Origin of the sequence: Microcella sp., from assembly GCF_046296455.1 — a bacterium.
Classification (GTDB): domain Bacteria; phylum Actinomycetota; class Actinomycetes; order Actinomycetales; family Microbacteriaceae; genus Microcella.
The window spans coordinates 1-17401 of record NZ_JBKBLF010000019.1 but is presented as its reverse complement, the minus strand read 5'-3'; the positions used below and the strand labels follow the sequence as shown (position 1 = coordinate 17401).

18 protein-coding genes are annotated in these 17401 nt (G+C 68.1%); 1 reads left to right on the top strand and 17 read right to left on the bottom strand.

Annotated features, from left to right (window positions below; translation table 11 throughout):
- Positions 1–18: 18 nt before the first annotated feature.
- Positions 19–1560 (bottom strand): histidine ammonia-lyase, encoded by a 1542-nt coding sequence (hutH, locus tag ACK4HH_RS10270; RefSeq protein WP_409651373.1) that lies wholly within the window; start codon positions 1558–1560, stop codon positions 19–21.
- 81 nt (positions 1561–1641) lie between these two features.
- Between hutH and ACK4HH_RS10265 the strand changes: the two genes are divergently transcribed.
- Positions 1642–2415 carry an IclR family transcriptional regulator gene (locus ACK4HH_RS10265; RefSeq protein ID WP_409651370.1) on the top strand — a complete coding sequence of 258 codons (774 nt, stop codon included), beginning with the start codon at positions 1642–1644 and terminating at the stop codon, positions 2413–2415.
- Between the two features lie 48 nt (positions 2416–2463).
- Here the strand turns inward: ACK4HH_RS10265 and ACK4HH_RS10260 are convergent, their stop codons facing one another.
- The 16 genes from ACK4HH_RS10260 to ACK4HH_RS10185 form a co-directional block, all read right to left on the bottom strand.
- Complete coding sequence (locus tag ACK4HH_RS10260) at positions 2464–2685, bottom strand: hypothetical protein (RefSeq protein ID WP_409651367.1); 222 nt, start codon at positions 2683–2685, stop codon at positions 2464–2466.
- Positions 2686–2838: 153 nt separating this feature from the next.
- Positions 2839–4032, bottom strand: coding sequence for an elongation factor Tu (gene tuf / locus ACK4HH_RS10255; protein WP_255158176.1), 1194 nt, complete (start codon positions 4030–4032; stop codon positions 2839–2841).
- Positions 4033–4140: 108 nt separating this feature from the next.
- Positions 4141–6255 (bottom strand): elongation factor G, encoded by a 2115-nt coding sequence (gene fusA / locus ACK4HH_RS10250; protein WP_409651364.1) that lies wholly within the window; start codon positions 6253–6255, stop codon positions 4141–4143.
- A 153-nt stretch (positions 6256–6408) separates the two neighbouring features.
- Positions 6409–6879: a 30S ribosomal protein S7 gene (rpsG, locus tag ACK4HH_RS10245; protein WP_255158175.1), complete on the bottom strand. Its 471-nt coding sequence runs from the start codon at positions 6877–6879 to the stop codon at positions 6409–6411.
- On the bottom strand, positions 6879–7253 hold the full coding sequence (gene rpsL / locus ACK4HH_RS10240; RefSeq protein ID WP_055821401.1) for a 30S ribosomal protein S12: 375 nt from the start codon (positions 7251–7253) through the stop codon (positions 6879–6881). Before rpsL ends, rpsG begins: the two co-directional genes overlap by 1 nt.
- A gap of 283 nt (positions 7254–7536) precedes the next feature.
- Positions 7537–8295, bottom strand: coding sequence for a hypothetical protein (locus ACK4HH_RS10235; protein WP_409651361.1), 759 nt, complete (start codon positions 8293–8295; stop codon positions 7537–7539).
- An 87-nt stretch (positions 8296–8382) separates the two neighbouring features.
- Positions 8383–9120, bottom strand: coding sequence for a hypothetical protein (locus ACK4HH_RS10230; RefSeq protein ID WP_409651358.1), 738 nt, complete (start codon positions 9118–9120; stop codon positions 8383–8385).
- A complete protein-coding gene (locus ACK4HH_RS10225) occupies positions 9117–9791 on the bottom strand; it encodes a hypothetical protein (RefSeq protein ID WP_409651356.1) in 675 nt (224 codons plus the stop codon). Before ACK4HH_RS10225 ends, ACK4HH_RS10230 begins: the two co-directional genes overlap by 4 nt.
- The gene (pilM, locus tag ACK4HH_RS10220) at positions 9788–10837 is read right to left on the bottom strand and encodes a type IV pilus assembly protein PilM (RefSeq protein ID WP_409651354.1); all 1050 of its coding nucleotides are present in this window, start codon (positions 10835–10837) and stop codon (positions 9788–9790) included. Before pilM ends, ACK4HH_RS10225 begins: the two co-directional genes overlap by 4 nt.
- A 10-nt stretch (positions 10838–10847) precedes the next feature.
- A complete protein-coding gene (locus ACK4HH_RS10215; RefSeq protein WP_409651351.1) occupies positions 10848–11675 on the bottom strand; it encodes a prepilin peptidase in 828 nt (275 codons plus the stop codon).
- 10 nt (positions 11676–11685) lie between these two features.
- The gene (locus ACK4HH_RS10210) at positions 11686–13251 is read right to left on the bottom strand and encodes a hypothetical protein (RefSeq protein ID WP_409651349.1); all 1566 of its coding nucleotides are present in this window, start codon (positions 13249–13251) and stop codon (positions 11686–11688) included.
- A 50-nt stretch (positions 13252–13301) separates the two neighbouring features.
- Positions 13302–13886, bottom strand: a complete 585-nt coding sequence (locus ACK4HH_RS10205) for a PilW family protein (protein ID WP_409651347.1) — start codon at positions 13884–13886, stop codon at positions 13302–13304.
- A 5-nt stretch (positions 13887–13891) separates the two neighbouring features.
- Entirely contained in the window at positions 13892–14290 is a 399-nt protein-coding gene (locus ACK4HH_RS10200) for a hypothetical protein (RefSeq protein WP_409651345.1), read from the bottom strand.
- Positions 14291–14376: 86 nt separating this feature from the next.
- Positions 14377–14766 carry a type II secretion system protein gene (locus tag ACK4HH_RS10195; RefSeq protein ID WP_409651343.1) on the bottom strand — a complete coding sequence of 130 codons (390 nt, stop codon included), beginning with the start codon at positions 14764–14766 and terminating at the stop codon, positions 14377–14379.
- Between the two features lie 136 nt (positions 14767–14902).
- Positions 14903–16135, bottom strand: coding sequence for a type II secretion system F family protein (locus tag ACK4HH_RS10190; RefSeq protein ID WP_409651341.1), 1233 nt, complete (start codon positions 16133–16135; stop codon positions 14903–14905).
- A complete protein-coding gene (locus tag ACK4HH_RS10185; RefSeq protein WP_409651423.1) occupies positions 16135–17262 on the bottom strand; it encodes a type IV pilus twitching motility protein PilT in 1128 nt (375 codons plus the stop codon). Before ACK4HH_RS10185 ends, ACK4HH_RS10190 begins: the two co-directional genes overlap by 1 nt.
- Between the last annotated feature and the right edge of the window lie 139 nt (positions 17263–17401).

Below are 17401 nucleotides of genomic sequence, written 5' to 3'. Positions count from 1 at the left end.
GGTCTCCTGTCGGCGGGTCTAGACGATGGGGGTGACGGCGCGGGCGGCGGCGAGCAGCGTGCCGTCGTCGGTGAGCCGCACGGCGTGCTCGATCTCGGGAGCGAGGTAGCGGTCGGGGCCGGGGCCGGGCACGTGCGCGCGCAGGGCGCTCACGACGGCCGCCGTGGTCGGGGCTGCGTCGACGCCGAGCGCGGCCGTGCGCAGGTCGAGGCCCCGCGCGGCCGTCAGCAGCTCGATCGCGACGACGCGCGTGAGCCCGTCGATCGCGCGCCGCAGCTTGCGCGCCGCCGACCAGCCCATCGCCACGTGGTCCTCCTGCATCGCGCTCGAGGGGATCGAGTCGACGCTCGCCGGTACCGCGAGGCGCTTGAGCTCGCTCACGATGCCGGCCTGCGTGTACTGCGCGATCATGTGGCCCGAGTCGACGCCCGGGTCGTGGGCGAGGAATGGCGGCAGGCCCTGGTTGCGGCTCGCGTCGAGGAACCGGTCGGTGCGGCGCTCGCTCATGCTCGCGAGGTCGGCGACGGCGATGGCGAGAAAGTCGAGCACGTAGCCGAGCGGGGCGCCATGGAAGTTGCCGTTCGACTCGACGCGGCCGTCGAGCGTCACGACCGGGTTGTCGATCCCACTGGCGAGCTCGCGATTCGCCACACTCGCCGCGTGCGCCATGGTGTCGCGCACGGCGCCGTGCACCTGCGGGGCGCAGCGCAGCGAGTAGGCGTCTTGCACGCGCGTGCAGTCATCGGTTCGGTGACTCGCGACCACGGGCGAGCCGGTCAGCACGCGGCGCATGTTCTCGGCGCTGGCCGCCTGGCCGGGGTGGGGGCGCAGCGCGTGCAGATCCGAGGCGAAGGGGCGATCGGTGCCGAGCAGGGCTTCGACGCTCATCGCCGCGGCGAGGTCGGCCGTCGCCACGAGGCGGTCGAGGTCGGTCAGGGCGAGGGCGAGCATCCCGAGCATGCCGTCGGTGCCGTTAATGAGGGCGAGGCCCTCTTTCTCGCGCAGCGCGACCGGCTCGATGCCCGCGTCGGCGAGCGCCTGCGCGGCGGGCATGACCTCGCCGCTCGCATCGCGAACTGTTCCTTCGCCCATGACCGCGAGCGCGCAGTGGGCGAGCGGCGCGAGGTCGCCCGAGCAGCCGAGGCTGCCGTACTCGCCGACGATCGGCGTGATGCCGGCATTGAGCATCGCGGCGTAGGTCTCGGCGACGATCGGGCGCGCGCCGGTGCGCGCGGTCGTGAGGGTCTGAAGGCGCAGCAGCATGGTGCCGCGTACGACCTCGCGCTCGACTTCGGGGCCGCTGCTCGCCGCGTGCGAGCGCACGAGCGAGCGCTGCAGCTCGGCGCGCTTCGCCACGGGGATGTGCGTCGTCGCGAGCGCCCCGAACCCGGTCGAGACGCCGTAGTGCGGCTCGACGTCGTCGGCGAGTCCCTCGACGATCCCGCGCGTGACCGCCATCGCGGCGAGAGCATCGGCATCGATCACGACGGTTGCGTCGTGCCGCGCCACCGCGACGACCTCGTCGATCGTGAAGGGGTGTCGGCCGAGCGTGATCTGCATGCCCCCAGTGAACGCGTCGGGCTCGCTCGCCGCATCGGCCCTGCACGATAATCTGTCTGAGATCACAGACAAAGGGGGTGAATGCTCGTGCCCGACGTGCCCGCCGCTCGCGCCGCCCTGCGCATCGTCACGCTGCTCGCCCACCACAACGACCCCGTGCCCGCCTCGACTCTCGCGCGCGAGCTGGACCTGCCGCGGTCGAGCGTCTACCAGCTGCTGCGCGTGCTGCAAGACGAGGGCTTCGTCGTGCACTACCCCGAGGCGCGCGCCTACGGCCTCGGCGCACTCGTCGCCGAGATCGGCGGCTCGGTGCTGAGCGCCAGCCGGCTCGCTCGGCTCGGCGGGCCGCTGCTCGAGCGTCTCGTGCGCGAGTCGCCCGTCCCCGTCGTCGCCCAGCTCGCCGTGCTCGCGGGCAGTGACGTCTCGTACGTCGGCCAGGCCTCCGCACCCCGCGCCCCCACGACGGTCGTGCGCGTCGGCGTGCGCCTGCCGGCGCACCTCACGGCGACGGGCCGCGCGATGCTCGCCGCCCTACCCGCGGCGCAAGTGCGGGCGCTCTTCCCCCACCGCGAGGCGCTCATCACCCGCCGCGGGGTCGGGCCGCGCACGCTGCCCGAACTCGACCGCATACTGCTCGCCGCGCGCGACGGGGGCGTCGCGACCGAAGACGGCGAGATCACCGCGGGCTACGCCTCCGTCGCCGCGACCGGCATCGACCGCACGGGCTACCCGGCCGCCGCCCTCGGACTCACCTACCGCGCCGAGGCCGTCAGCCCCGAGCAGATGGATGCTCTCGCCAAGGCCGTGCGCACCGCAGCGGCTGCGCTCAGCGCTCGTCTGCAGGGTCGCTCGTAACGAAGCCGACCGGGGCCGCTGTTACGCGGGCGGCGGGGTCGTGCCCTCCTAACCGGCCGCGGGAGCCGCGGGCTCGTCGTCGCCGTCGAAGCGGTCCTTGATATCGGACGCGACGTCCTTCGCCTTCTCGGCGACATCCCCCGCGAAGTCCTTCACGTCGCCACCGAACTCCTTGGCGTTCTCGGCCACGTCTCCTGCGACCTCCTTCGCCTTCGCTGCGACGTCGCCCGCGACGTCTTTCGCCTTGTCGACGATGTCATCGATGCCCACGGTGTGTCCCCTCTCGTGGCCGAGTGCATCCCGGCTCCCCCCTCAGTCTGGCGACTCGTGACCTCGCGCAGAAGAGGCCGGTGCCCAGAAGAGTCTGGGAACGACGAAGCGGGGCCGCACCCGAAGGTGCGACCCCGCTTGCGTGAATCAGAACTACTTGATGATCTTCGTGACCGTGCCGGCGCCGACGGTGCGGCCACCCTCGCGGATGGCGAAGCCGAGGCCCTCCTCCATGGCGATGGGCTGGATCAGCTCAACGACCATGTCGGTGGTGTCGCCGGGCATGACCATCTCGGTGCCCTCGGGCAGCGAGATGACGCCGGTGACGTCGGTGGTGCGGAAGTAGAACTGCGGGCGGTAGTTCGTGTAGAAGGGGTTGTGACGGCCACCCTCGTCCTTCGAGAGGATGTACGCGGTGCCCTCGAAGTTCGTGTGCGGCGTAACCGAACCCGGCTTCACGACGACCTGGCCGCGCTCGACGTCCTCGCGCTTGGTGCCACGGAGCAGGAGACCGCAGTTCTCGCCGGCCCACGCCTCGTCGAGCTGCTTGTGGAACATCTCGATACCCGTGACGATCGTCTTCTGCGTCGGGCGGATGCCGACGATCTCGACCTCGGAGTTGATCGCGAGGGTGCCGCGCTCGGCGCGGCCCGTCACGACCGTGCCACGGCCGGTGATCGTGAAGACGTCCTCGATCGGCATGAGGAACGGCTTGTCCTTGTCGCGCACCGGGTCCGGCACCGACTCGTCGACGGCGTCCATGAGGTCGAGGATGGACTGGGTCCACTTCTCGTCGCCCTCGAGGGCCTTCAGGCCCGAGACGCGCACGACGGGAGCGTTGTCGCCGTCGAAGCCCTGGCTCGAGAGCAGCTCGCGAACCTCGATCTCGACGAGCTCGAGGATCTCCTCGTCGTCGACCATGTCGCTCTTGTTGAGGGCGACGAGCAGGTACGGCACGCCGACCTGCTTGGCGAGCAGCACGTGCTCACGCGTCTGCGCCATGGGGCCGTCGGTCGCCGCGACCACGAGGATCGCGCCGTCCATCTGCGCCGCACCGGTGATCATGTTCTTGATGTAGTCGGCGTGGCCGGGAGCGTCGACGTGCGCGTAGTGGCGCTTCGGCGTCTCGTACTCGACGTGCGAGATGTTGATCGTGATACCGCGCTGACGCTCCTCGGGAGCCGAGTCGATCGAGGCGAAGTCGCGCTGGACGTTGGTCGCCGAGGGGTACTTGTCAGCAAGCACCTTCGAGATGGCGGCGGTGAGCGTGGTCTTGCCGTGGTCGACGTGACCGATGGTTCCGATGTTGACGTGCGGCTTGCTCCGCTCGAACTTGGCCTTAGCCACTGTGGGTCCTCCTCAGGACTTGGTGCTCAGCATCCGGTGTTCAGACGCCGCGCGGTTTGGTGTGTATGTATCGTACTCAGGCTCGGCGAGCCCTCGCAGGTCGGGTGATTACTCGCCCTTGTTCTTCTGGACGATCTCGTCGGCGACGGCCTTCGGGACCTCCGCGTAGCTGTCGAACGTCATCGAGTAGACGGCGCGGCCCGAGGTCTTCGACCGCAGGTCGCCCACGTACCCGAACATCTCGGACAGCGGCACGAGGGCGCGGACGACCTTCACGCCCGTCGCGTCATCCATCGACTGGATCTGACCACGACGGGAGTTCAGGTCGCCGATGACGTCGCCCATGTACTCCTCGGGGGTGCGCACCTCAACCGCCATGAGCGGCTCGAGGAGCACGGGGTTCGCCTTGCGCGCGGCCTCCTTGAAGGCCATCGAGCCGGCGATCTTGAACGCCATCTCCGAAGAGTCGACGTCGTGCGAGGCACCGTCGATGAGCGTCGCCTTGACGCCCACCGTGGGGAAGCCGGCGAGCACGCCGACCTGCATCGCGTCCTGGATGCCCGCGTCGACCGAGGGGATGTACTCGCGCGGAACGCGACCACCGGTGACAGCGTTGACGAACTCGTAGCTCGTCTCGGGCGTGACCTCGAGGGGCTCGAGGCTGATCTGGATCTTCGCGAACTGACCCGACCCACCGGTCTGCTTCTTGTGGGTGTAGTCGTACTTCTCGATCGTGCGCTTGATCGTCTCGCGGTAGGCCACCTGCGGCTTGCCGACGTTGGCCTCGACGTTGAACTCGCGCTTCATGCGGTCGACGAGGATGTCGAGGTGCAGCTCGCCCATGCCCTTGATGACGGTCTGGCCGGTCTCGATGTTCTGCTCGGTGCGGAACGTCGGGTCTTCTTCAGCCAGCTTCTGGATGGCCGTGCCGAGCTTCTCCTGGTCGGCCTTCGTCTTGGGCTCGATGGCGACCTCGATGACGGGCTCGGGGAACGTCATCGACTCGAGCACGACCTGGTTGTTCGGGTCGCACAACGTGTCGCCCGTCGTCGTGTCTTTCAGACCGATGACGGCGTAGATGTGGCCAGCCGTGACCGAGTCGACCGGGTTCTCCTTGTTGGCGTGCATCTGGAAGATCTTGCCGATGCGCTCCTTCTTGCCCTTCGTCGAGTTGACGATCTGGGCGCCGGAGTCGATCGCACCCGAGTACACGCGCACGTAGGTGAGACGGCCGAAGAAGGGGTGCACCGCAACCTTGAACGCGAGCGCCGCGAAGGGCTCTTTCGCGTCAGGCTTGCGGATGATCTCCTTCTCTTCGTCGCGCGGGTCGTGCGCGATCGTGGCCGGAACGTCGAGCGGGCTCGGCAGGTAGTCGACGACCGCGTCGAGCATGGGCTGCACGCCGCGGTTCTTGAACGCCGAGCCGCACAGCACGGGGTAGATCTCCGAGGCGATCGTGAGCTTGCGGATCGCGCCCTTGATCTCGGCAACGGTCAGCTCTTCGCCACCGAAGTACTTCTCCATGAGCGCGTCGTCGGTCTCGGCGACGGCCTCGAGCAGCGCGGTGCGGTACTCATTGGCCTTGTCGACGAGGTCGGCCGGGATCTCTTCGATCTCGTACTTGGCCCCCATCTCGACGTCACCCTTGGCGTCGCCGCGCCACGTGAGCGCGCGCATCTCGACCAGGTCGACGACACCCTCGAAGGTGTTCTCGAAACCGATCGGCAGCTGGATCACGAGGGGCTTCGCGCCGAGGCGCTTGATGATCGTGTCGACCGTGAAGTAGAAGTCGGCACCGAGCTTGTCCATCTTGTTGACGAAGCAGATGCGCGGCACGTCGTACTTGTCGGCCTGGCGCCAGACGGTCTCAGACTGGGGCTCGACGCCCTCTTTGCCGTCGAAGACGGCGACGGCGCCATCGAGCACGCGCAACGAGCGCTCGACCTCGACCGTGAAGTCGACGTGGCCAGGGGTGTCGATGATGTTGATCTGGTGCTTGTTCCAGAAGCAGGTCGTCGCGGCCGACGTGATCGTGATGCCGCGCTCCTGCTCCTGCGCCATCCAGTCCATCGTGGCGGCACCGTCGTGCACCTCGCCGATCTTGTGCGTGATGCCCGTGTAGAACAGGATGCGCTCGGTCGTGGTGGTCTTGCCGGCGTCGATGTGCGCCATGATGCCGATGTTGCGGACCTTGTTCAGGTCGGTGAGCACGTCCTGTGCCACAGCGGTGTCCTTACGTTTGGTTTTTCGTCAGTGTTATGGCTTTACCCCGTGTCGGCCCGGGACGGGCCGCCACCCGAGGTTCGCAGCGGGGGCCAGAAATGGCCCCCGCCTTCAGCGAACCTCGGAGCACTACCCAGCTGTTAAACCTGCGGTTTACCAGCGGTAGTGCGCGAAGGCCTTGTTGCTCTCAGCCATCTTGTGCGTGTCTTCACGACGCTTCACCGCGGCACCGAGGCCGTTCGAGGCGTCGAGAATCTCGTTCATGAGGCGCTCGGTCATCGTCTTCTCGCGACGCGCCTTGGCGTAGCTCGTGAGCCAGCGCAGCGCGAGCGTGTTCGCACGGTGCGGCTTGACCTCGACGGGAACCTGGTAGGTCGAGCCACCGACACGACGCGACCGCACCTCGAGGGTGGGGCGCACGTTGTCGAGGGCCTTCTTCAGCGTGGCGACAGCGTCCTGGCCGTTCTTGGCGGCAACGCCCTCGAGAGCACCGTAGACGATGCGCTCGGCGAGGCCCTTCTTGCCATCGAGCAGGATCTTGTTGACGAGCTGGCTGACGATCGGGGCGCCGTAGACGGGGTCTGCGACGACGGGGCGCTTCGGCGCCGGTCCTTTACGAGGCATTACTTCTTGTCCATCTTCGCTCCGTAGCGGCTGCGCGCTTGCTTCCGGTTCTTGACCGCCTGGGTGTCGAGCGCTCCGCGCACGATCTTGTAGCGCACGCCGGGCAGGTCTTTCACACGACCGCCGCGGACGAGCACCATCGAGTGCTCCTGCAGGTTGTGGCCCTCGCCGGGAATGTAGGCGGTGACCTCGGTGCCGTTGCTGAGCTTGACGCGAGCGACCTTGCGCAGAGCCGAGTTCGGCTTCTTGGGGGTCGTCGTGTAGACGCGCGTGCAGACGCCGCGCTGCTGCGGGTTGGCCTTGAGGGCCGGCGCCTTGGTCTTCGAGACCTTCGGCGTGCGGCCCTTGCGGACCAGCTGCTGAATAGTGGGCAAAAGTGCTCCTTGTGAGTGCTGCACGGTGACAGCGGTTGCGGTTGGATGTCCCCGCCCGGAGGATCAGCCCCGGTCGGGCTCACGCGAATCCGACGGCTTCCGCGAGCGGACTCGCGGACGACGGATATGCCGTGGGGGTGTGGCGCCGCCTGCCGGAGCAGGCCGATCGTCAGGAACCCTCTGCGTGCGCCGCAACCCCACCCGCGCGACCGCGTTCACGGCACGACACAGGCGCGTGCCGAAGCACACACACTGCCAAGAGTAGACCTCGAGCGGGATGCGGTCAAACGGCCGTCGACGCGCCGATCGTCGCGCGGTGCTCGGCCAGCTCGTGCTCGTACGCGGCCCGAGCCGCGGCGTTGCGGGCGCGTGCGGTGCGCCCGCGCTTCGAGACGAGGCCGCCGACCCAGATCGGCACCTCGCGGGCGGCGATCGCCGCGGCGAAACCGAGCGGGTTGGTGAGCTGCTGCAGCACCACAGCCCCCACTTCGGAGACCGGGGCGCCGAAGGCACCGGCCGCGATGATGGCCGCGCCGACGAAACCGACCCACACGATCACCGCGACGATGAACCCGCCCAGCACGTGAGCCCACCAGCCCGCGCGGTTCACGATCACGACCAGCAGAAGGTAGGCGAACAAGAACACGACGACAGGAACCCAGAAGGTGACCGTCGAGAAGAAGCGCAGCGCCGGGGCGAGGCCTTGCGGCGATCCGACGAGCGCGATCACGATGACGAGCAGGGCGTACGCGGCGGCGAACACTCCCGTGCTGAGCAGGGCGACGAGCGCACCCACTCCGCGCGCGCCGCGGGCCTTGGGCGGCTGGGGAGCCTGCACGAAGACCACGGTCGGTGCCGCCGTCGGTGCCGGCTCCGCAGCGGACTGCTCGGGCGCGGGCTGCTCGGCAGGCGCCTGCTCGACCACGGTCGCCTCGGTGGCTGCGGAGTCGATCGGAGTCACCTCGGCGGTCGCGGCGCTCGACTGCTCCGCAGCGCCCTCGGTCGGCTGATCGGCGGGCTCGGGGGTGGTCTCAGTGGCCATGACGCGTCCTTTCACGGGGAATGCGAACGCGCCACCCTACCAAGGGGCGGTTTCGGGATGTCTATCGCGAGCATCCCGAAACCGTCTCTAGGGCGTCGGCTCAGGGGTCGGCGTCGGCGTCGCCGAGGGGTCGCCCGGGGCCGGGGTCGCGGTGTCGGTCGGCTCGGGCAGCGGCTCGGGCTCGCTGTCGGGAATCGGCGGCAGGGTCAACTGGTCGTCACCCGTGACCACGTAGATGATCATCGAGAACGTCATGTCGCCGCCGTCCTCTGACGAGCCGTTGCTGAAGTCGCCCGTCGCGATGACCGCGAACCGCGGCGACTGCTGCAGCGCTTCGATGAACGCCAGGATGCTGGGCAGATCGCCGTTGACCGTGACGGTGGTCGAGACCTGCAGCAGCGATCCCGTCGGCAGCGCTCCGGCTCCGTCCACCTCGCCCGCCGGCGGCTCGGCGCCCTCGTCAACCGGCGCTGCTGAGGTCGGTGCGGGTTCGTTGATGGCCAGGTTCTGCAGCGTCAGACCCTCAGAGAGCAGGCCGCGAACGAGCTCTTCGACCGCGGAGTCGTACTCGGCCTCGGTCGGAAACTCTTCGCGCAAGAAGGCCAGTTCGAGCAGCAGCTCGTCGATCTGCTCGAAGTCCTGCTGAAGCTGCGCGATCGCTGCCCGCGCGAGGTCGTTCTGCGCCTGCACGCCGAGCCGCTCGGAGTCAAACCTCGCCGCGTCGGCGAGCTTGGGCGAGACGCCGAGGAACCACCCGAGCGCGACGACCACGATCATGATGAGCACGGTCGCGAAGGTCCAGATTCGCGTCGCTGCGGAGTTCATTCGGTCTCCTCCTCGTCGGTACCGAACCGCTGCGAGAGGGCGAGCTCGTTGAGGTTGATCGTCACCGTCGTCTCATACCGGTCTTGCAGCAGGGTGATCGAGTCAATGCTCGCGTCGGCGAAGGTCTCGATCTCTTGCCAATCGCGGTACCAGAGCCAAGGCCGGGGCGTCGTGTCGGTGACGATGACCATCGTGACCGTTGCGACGCGCTCAGCCCGAAGCGGCCCCGTGGTGCCGAGGGCGGGCAGGGCGGGCGAGTTCGACGCGAGGGTCATCGACTCGATGACCTCGGCGGGCGTGAGTACGGCGATGTACGGTCGCAGCGACTCGCGCCAGAGCACCTCGGCCCCGGCGAGCTGCTGCCGAACCTCGGTGATCGACTGCAACTGCCCGCGCACGAGGGTGACCTCGGTGAACTCGAGCTGGGTCGCGAGCAGCTCGTCGGTGATGCGCCGTTCCTCGGCCAGGCGCGCCTCGGCCGCGGCGGCGTAGACGAACGCCCCGGCGACACCGGCGATCGTCACCAACACCACCGCAAGGCTCGCCGCGATGAGGCCGCGGCGACGCGCGCTCTCTTTGCGCCGCATCGCCACCTCGGGCGGCATGAGGTTGGCCCGGGGAACGGCGCCGTAGACGAGCGCCCCCTGCTCGCGTTGCTCTCGCCGGCTCATGCGGCACTCCCCACTGCGAGTCCGATGGCGGTGATCCAGGTCTGCATCTGCTCATCGGTGGTCTTGCCCCGCAACGAGCGGGCGACCGTGACGCCGGCGGTCGGGTTGACCGGAACCACCGAGATGCGCGTCGACTCGGCGAGCGCGCTCGCGAAGCCGCGCATCCGGGTCGCCCCACCTGCCACCGACAGGTGATCGAAGACGACACCCGTGCGGACCCCCGCGAAGTAGGCGAGCGTGTTGCGCACCGCGGTGAGCAGCTCACTCGTCGACTCGTGGATGACCTCGGCGGCGACCCGGTCTTCATCGGTCGAGCCCGCCGACGTGAGGCCGAGCTCGCGCTTGAGCGCCTCGGCGCGCTCGCGCGGCACCGAGAGGCGCGACATGAGAGCGCGGGTCGCGTCATCGCCGCCAGCGGGGACGATGCGCACGAACTGCGGCACCCCCGCCTGCACGATCACGATCGAGGTCGCGTTCGCGCCGATGTTCATGTGGACGGCGTACCCGTTCGTGGGCCCCGACATCGTGTGCACGCGGGTCATGGCGAACGGCAGCAGGTCCATGCTCACGGGGTTGAGGCCCGCGAGGGTGGCCGCCGTGACGTTGACCGTCACGGCCTGCTTGAAGGCCGCGACGAGCAGGCCATTGACAACCGGGCCCGACTCGTTCTGCCCCTCGCCGATCGGGTAGTAGTCGAGCACGGCGTCGCTGACGGGTACCGGCAGCAGATCTTGCACCTGGAAGGGGAGCGACTCGCGAATCTGCGCGAGCGGCATACGCGGCACGGCGAGGTCGCGCACGATGACGCTCTGCCCCCCGATGCCGAGCGCGACATCCTTTGAGCGGAACCCGCCAGCGGCCCACAGCCGCTTGAAGGCCGAGGCAACCGTGTGCACCTCGAGGATCTCGCCGCGCTTGACCGAACCCTCGGGCAGCGGCACCTCGTGCGCGCGCAGCACCGTCGGGTTCGCCTTCGACGCGTCGTCGATCTCGACGCCCCGCAACAGCGAGCTTCCGATGTCGACGCCCACTACTCCGACAGCCATGTCATCCCTCTCAGTCCAGTCCGAACAGCGCCAGGTACCAGCGCGCGATCGGCTCACCCAGCAGGATTCCCACCCAGGCCCCTCCCAGCATCCACGGCCCGAAGGGAATTCCCGTGTTGCGACGCGCCCGGCCGACGACGATGAGCGCGATGCCCACCACTCCGCCGAGCATGAAGGCGGCGAGCGAGCCGACCGCGAGGGCGGACCACCCGGCGAATCCCAGGTAGAGGCCCAACACGCCGGCGAGCTTGACATCGCCCATGCCCATGCCGCGCGGCGAGATGAGCGCGAGGGTCAGGTAGCCGGCGAAGAGCAGCCCGGCCCCGGCCGCGGTACGGGCGAGCGACTCGAGGTCGCCCGCCACGATCGCGGCTGCGCCGAGCAGGAGGGCGCCCACTGCGTACGAGGGCAGCACGATGGCGTCGGGGAGTCGGTGGGTGTCGAGGTCGATCGCGGCGAGCGCGATTGAGATCGCCGCGAGGTAGAGGTGCGCGATGAGCACGAGCGCCGCCGCGATCGCCTCGGCCGTGCTCGCGGCGGTGAGGATGCCGGGCAGGTGCAGCACGGCGAGCGCCGCGAAGGCGAGCGCCGTGGCAAGTTCGATGAGGGCGTAGCGCACTGAGAACGCTGCGCCGCAGTCGCGGCATCGGCCTCGCAGCACGAACCACGAGATCACGGGGATGTTGTCCCACGGGCGCACGGGCGCGGCGCACGCCGGGCACGCGCTTGGTGGGCTGACGACCGAGATGCCCGCCGGTACCCGGTGAATCACGACGTTGAGGAACGAGCCGATGGCCGCTCCGAGCACGCCGAGCAGGCTCGGGACGACGACGATCATGATCGAGCGATCAGGCCGGCACGTCGATGTCGGTGTACTCGATCAGGTCGCCAGGAGTGCCGGGGGTCGGCGTTCCGCCGACCGCGCCGGCTCCGCCCGGTCCGCCCGCCCCGTTGCCGAGGTCGAATCCGGGGATGCCGATCGGCACGTAGACGACTTCGCTGTTGTTCGAGAACGTCACGCGACCGCCGTAGTACTGACCGCGCCACGACAGCTGGTTGCTGTTCTGGATCGTGCACGGGCTGTAGATGATGATCGCGATCGCATCGCGCGTCTCGTTCTTGTTGTTGATGTCGAAACGACCGCAGCCTGTCGTCGTCGGTCGCGCGTCGGCGACCGTGTCGGGCGTGATGAATCGCAGGGCCCGGTCGATGTTGCCCTGCGAGGTGACGGTGAAGTTCTCGAGGTTGACCGTACGCGGCGTGATGAAGGTCAGGTCGGTGCGCATGTTGAGTGTGTAGTTCGCACTCGTCGAAATCGTCAGTGACGAGCATCCGCGCATGTCGATGACCGTCGGCGTCGTGTACGTGCTGAATGCGACGACTTGGCTGTTGTTCTTGCCGTTGTTGTCGATGTTGCACGGGCCGGTGTACGTGCGCACGGTCCACCCGCGCGCTTGCCAGTCGCTCGCGACGAAGTTCACATCGACCCACGGCGGGCGCGTCGGCGCGACCACGTCGGTGCGGTTGTAGAACACGGGGCTCGCACCGGTGTTGCGGCCGACGGAGCACGCGTCGCCCGCGGCATCCCAGCCGGTCGCTCCGGACGTGCAGCGCTGCCCCCAGCTGTCGATCTCGCCACGCGCGTAGACGCCGCCGCCGATGCGGGTGCTCGGGTCGATGCTCGTCGTTCCCGTTCCGGCGGCGATGATGTCGCCACCGATGGTCTTGTTGCCCTGCAACGTGACGGTGCCCGAGGCCCAGACCTTGCCGCCGGCGCTGCAGGTGTTGTTCAGCGAGATGTTGCCGTTGGCGGCGACGATGTCGCCCTCGACGTAGACGCTATTGCTGCAGACGATGTTGCCGTCGGCGACGATCACGTTCGCGGCGTTGCCGTCGAACGAGAGCAGTTCGAGGCTGTTCGAGAGGCCCGGAACGCCGTAGCTGAAGACAGCGGCTCCGGTGACAGCGGCGGAGTTGGCGCCCGGCACCCATTGGTAGACGGCCTGAACCGCTGACGCGTCTTGACCGGACGACGACTCGGAGACGCCCTGGTCGGCGGCGAACCCGGTCGACTGGATGCGGATCTGCGTCGCCGCCTCGGCGGGGCACCCGGGAGTCCACGCCGCCGAGGTGCTGATGCGGTACGCGATCGTCGAGAGGTAGAAGGGATCGGCGGCTTCATCGCCCGTGAGCGAGGGATCGATCGACCCTTGGGTCGCCTCGAGCTCGCCCGATGCCGGGCAGTCGTCGGCAAACAGCGCGGCGAGCATGGCATCGACGCCCGACTCGGCAGCCGCGTTGGCCTGCACACCCGCCCGGCTGAGCGAGGTGTATCCGAGGGCCTGCACCGTGGCGCCGGTCACGGTCAAGGTGATCATCGACGTCACGCCGAGCAGTCCGATGACAGCGATCATGGCGTTTCCACGGTCGCCGGAGGACCGGTGGAGTTTCTGAAGAATCGAGGTCAGAAGCATTGCGGACTCACATTCGATTGCGGCCCTCGGCCGGTGACGGAGGTGACGAAGAGGGTCGAAGCGCGCGTTCCGCCTTCGACAGCGAAGCGAACGGCGAGACCACGAGCACCGTCCGCCTGCAACACAGGGTACGGCGTTCCGGTCGCGTCGTCATCGGGCACGATTCCACCACTCACTTCACGCCATTCGGAGCCGACGGCTCCCGGGGTGGGTGCGGTGATCGCGCTGGTGCTGTCGCGCTGGAAGATCGCCTCGGACTCGATGTCGTAGAACCAGGCCACGCAGCGTGCCGAGCCTCCGGAGGTTGTTCGTACCACAGCGAAGACCGACGACCCATCGGCGTTGGGCACGACCGACACGGCGGTCGAGTTGCGCACGGTCTGCTCGATCGCGTTGACCACGAGTTGACCGTCAGTGGTCGAGGTCGTGACCTCACGAATCGTTTTGTCGGCCTGAAGAGAGCTGACGATGATGCCGCCCACGATCGTGACGACAATGCTGAGCAGCGCCATCGAGATCAGCAGCTCGACGAGAGTGAAGCCTCGATCGTCGTTGGTGACGGTGCGGTCGGTCATGGTGATCAGCCGCCCAGGTAAATCTGAGTTCGCGCGTCGGCGAGGGGGCGCTCATCCTCGTCGGCGTCATCGAACGCCACGACCGTGATGGTCATGACCTCGCCATCGACGCAGTCGCCGACCGCGGGAACCGTGGTCTCAACCCGGATGGTCGTGCCCTGAGCATCGACCTGGGTGATGGAGGCGTTGAGCAGCTGCGCGGCTGCGCAGGTCGCGGGCGCCGCGGTACGCGCCTGATCGATCGCCTGCGCGACGAGGCGTGTCGCGGTGGCGGAGGTGGAGTTGAGCGCCGAGGCTCGCACTCCCGAGATGATGACGGGCACGAAAGCGATCGCGAGCAGGGCGATGAGGAACATCGAGATCACGATCTCGAGTAGCCCCAGGCCCTCGTCGTTCTTGGTCACGGTGTCCTCCCCCCGGTGTCATCGTGTTGAGCGTGAAGGGGGCGGACCGGTCATTCGACCGTATCCGCCCCCGTGGGACGCGCGTGCTAGCAGGTGCCGGCGCGCGGGCCCTCGTTGGTCTCGTCGACGATCCACTCGGCGTCGTTGTGCTCGATGCAGAAGTCAGCAGCGGTCGGCGAGGCCGACAGCGTGACCGTGCTCGGGAAGCCGAGGTTCGTGAGCGTGGCCGCGTCGGCGTCGCCGTCGGGGTTGTTCACGAGGCTGCTGACGAACGCGACCTTGGCCGTGGCCAGGTCGGACTTGTAGCTGGCCTCACGAGCGGCGTCCTGCTGGCCGAGGAAGACCGGGATGGCGATCGCGGCGAGGATGCCGATGATGATCACGACCACGAGCAGCTCGATCAGGGTGAAGCCCTTGTCGTTCTTGCCCTCGGCGAGGCGAGCGCGCTGTGCGGCGAGTGCGGTGTTGAAGGACATGTGTCCGTTTCCTTTCCCATCAAGTGAATGTTGATAGGTGGGCCCCCCACGGAACATGAAACCGGCCCCCCACTTGCTATTGTGACCACCCCGCAACTGCCGCACAGCCCCCATTCCGGGGGCCTCACGGGCGCGCCTACTGGACTTGATTGAAGATGTCGAAGATCGGCAAGTACAGCGCCACGATCATGCCGCCGAGCACCACGCCGAGGAACGCGATCATGAGCGGCTCGATGAGCGAGGTGAGCGCCTCGGTGGTGCTCTGCACCTCGCTGTCATAGAAGTCGGAGATCTTCTCGAGCATCGTCTCGAGCGCACCCGAGTCTTCACCGACCGCGATCATCTGGGTGACCATGCTCGGGAAGATAGGTTGCTGCGCGAGCGGAGCGGCGATCGTGCGGCCCTGCCGCACCGAGTCCTGCACCGATTGCACGGCCTGCTCGATCTGCCAGTTGCCCGAGGTCGACCCGATGATCGAGAGCGCCTGCAGGATGGGCACGCCCGAGCCGATCATCGTTCCGAAGTTGCGCGTGAAGCGGGCGATGGCGATCTTCTTGAAGAGGTCGCCGAAGACCGGCATCTTCAGCAGCAGCGGCTCGTAGACCGACCGGAACTTCGGGGTCTGCCGATTCGCGCGCCACCAGATGGTTCCAGCGATACCGAGCACGATGAGCAAGGGGCCGACCCAGATCATGCTGTTCGAGATCACAACGAGGATCTGGGTGGGGATCGGCAGAGTTCCCCCCAGGTCGGCGAAGAGGTCTTCGAAGACGGGCACGATGAAGACGATCATGCCGACGACCGCGAGCAGGGCCATGATGAGCACGACGACCGGGTAGGTCAGGGCCGACTTGATCGTGGCCTTGAGCTCGACCTCTTTCTCGTAGTTCTTGGCCACCGATTCGAGCGAGGTCTCGAGGAAGCCGCCGACCTCGCCGGCCCGCACGAGGTTGACGAAGATGGGCGGGAACACCCGGGGATACTTCGCCAGGCTGTCAGAGAACGTTCCGCCGTCTTCGACCAGTCCGCGCACCTCGTCGAGCGTCGATGCGAGCTTCGGGTTCTCTGACTGGTCGGCGAGGATCGTCAACGACTTCAGCAGCGGAAGACCAGCACCGATCATCGTGGCGAGCTGCCGGCTCATGACGGCGAGATCCTTGATCGTCACCTTCTTGTCGAAGAGACCCCCGAGCGAGATGTCGCGGTTGAGCCCTGTGCCCCCGGCGACCTGCTCGATCGACACCGGGGCGATGCCCATGGTGCGCAGTCGCGACACGACCGAGGCCTCGCCCGCAGCATCCACCCGGCCTTTCACCAGTTTGCCGCTGGAGTCACGCCCGGTGTACGAGAACGTCAGGGTGGCGGCCATCAGCGGGCTCCTCCGAATCCGTCGGCGAAGGGCGCGGCGTCGGCCCCCGTCGCGCTGCGGTGCACGAGGCGGTTGAAGTTCTCGGCGTCTTGCATCTTCGACATCGCGGCCTCGTGCGTGACCATGTGGCTGTTGACGAGATCGGCGAGGTGCTGGTCCATCGTGTGCATGCCCGAATCCCGACCGGCCTGCAGCGCCGAGGTGATCTGGTATGTCTTGCCCTCGCGGATGAGGTTGGCGATGGCGCCCGTGGTCATCATGATCTCGGTCGCGATGATGCGCCCTTGGCCGGTGGCGCGCGGCAGCAGGGTCTGGCACACGACGCCCTGCAGCGTGAGCGCCAGCTGCGAGCGCACTTGGGACTGCTGATGCGGCGGGAAGACGTCGATGATGCGGTCGATCGTCTGCGCCGCCGACTGCGTGTGCAGGGTCGCGAAGACGAGGTGGCCCGTCTCAGCGGCGGTGAGCGCGGTCGACACGGTCTCGAGGTCGCGCAGCTCGCCGATGAGGATGACATCGGGGTCTTGCCGCAGCACCCGCTTGAGCGCGTCGGCGAACGAGTGCGTGTCACTGCCGACCTCGCGCTGGTTGACGAGCGAGCGCTGGTTCTGGTGGACGAACTCGATCGGGTCTTCGATCGTGACGATGTGGTCGGCGCGCGACTTGTTGACGAGGTCGATGAGCGCCGCGAGCGTGGTCGACTTTCCCGAACCGGTCGGACCCGTCACGAGCACGAGCCCGCGCGGCAGGGTGGCGAACTTCGAGACGACGGCCGGCACACCGAGCTGCTTGAGCGACTTGATCTCGGTCGGGATGAGGCGGAACGCCCCCGCCATGGCATCGCGGTCTTTGTAGAAGTTGACGCGGAACCGGAAGTCCCCGCGGGGGCTGATCGCGAAGTCGAGTTCCCACTCGTGCGCGAAGGCCTCGCGCTGGCGGTCGTTCATGATGCTCTCGAGGATCGTCGTGACCTCGCTGCGGCTCCACACGGGCGCCCCGACGACGGGCTTGAGCTCGCCGTCGAGCCGCACCATGGGCGGCGCATCGCCGGCGATGTGCAGGTCAGAGGCACCGCGAGCGACGACCTCGTCGAGCGCTGCGAGCAGGGCGGGGTGGATGCCCGCCATGGGGGTGCCCGCCGTGGCGACGGGCGGCGGCGCGACGACGGCGGCCGAGCCCGCGGGCGGCGGGGCCTCCGGCCCGACCCCGGTGGTCGGGGGGGCGAGGGGCGGAGCGGCGATCGTGGGCGCGACGGCCGGGGGCGGC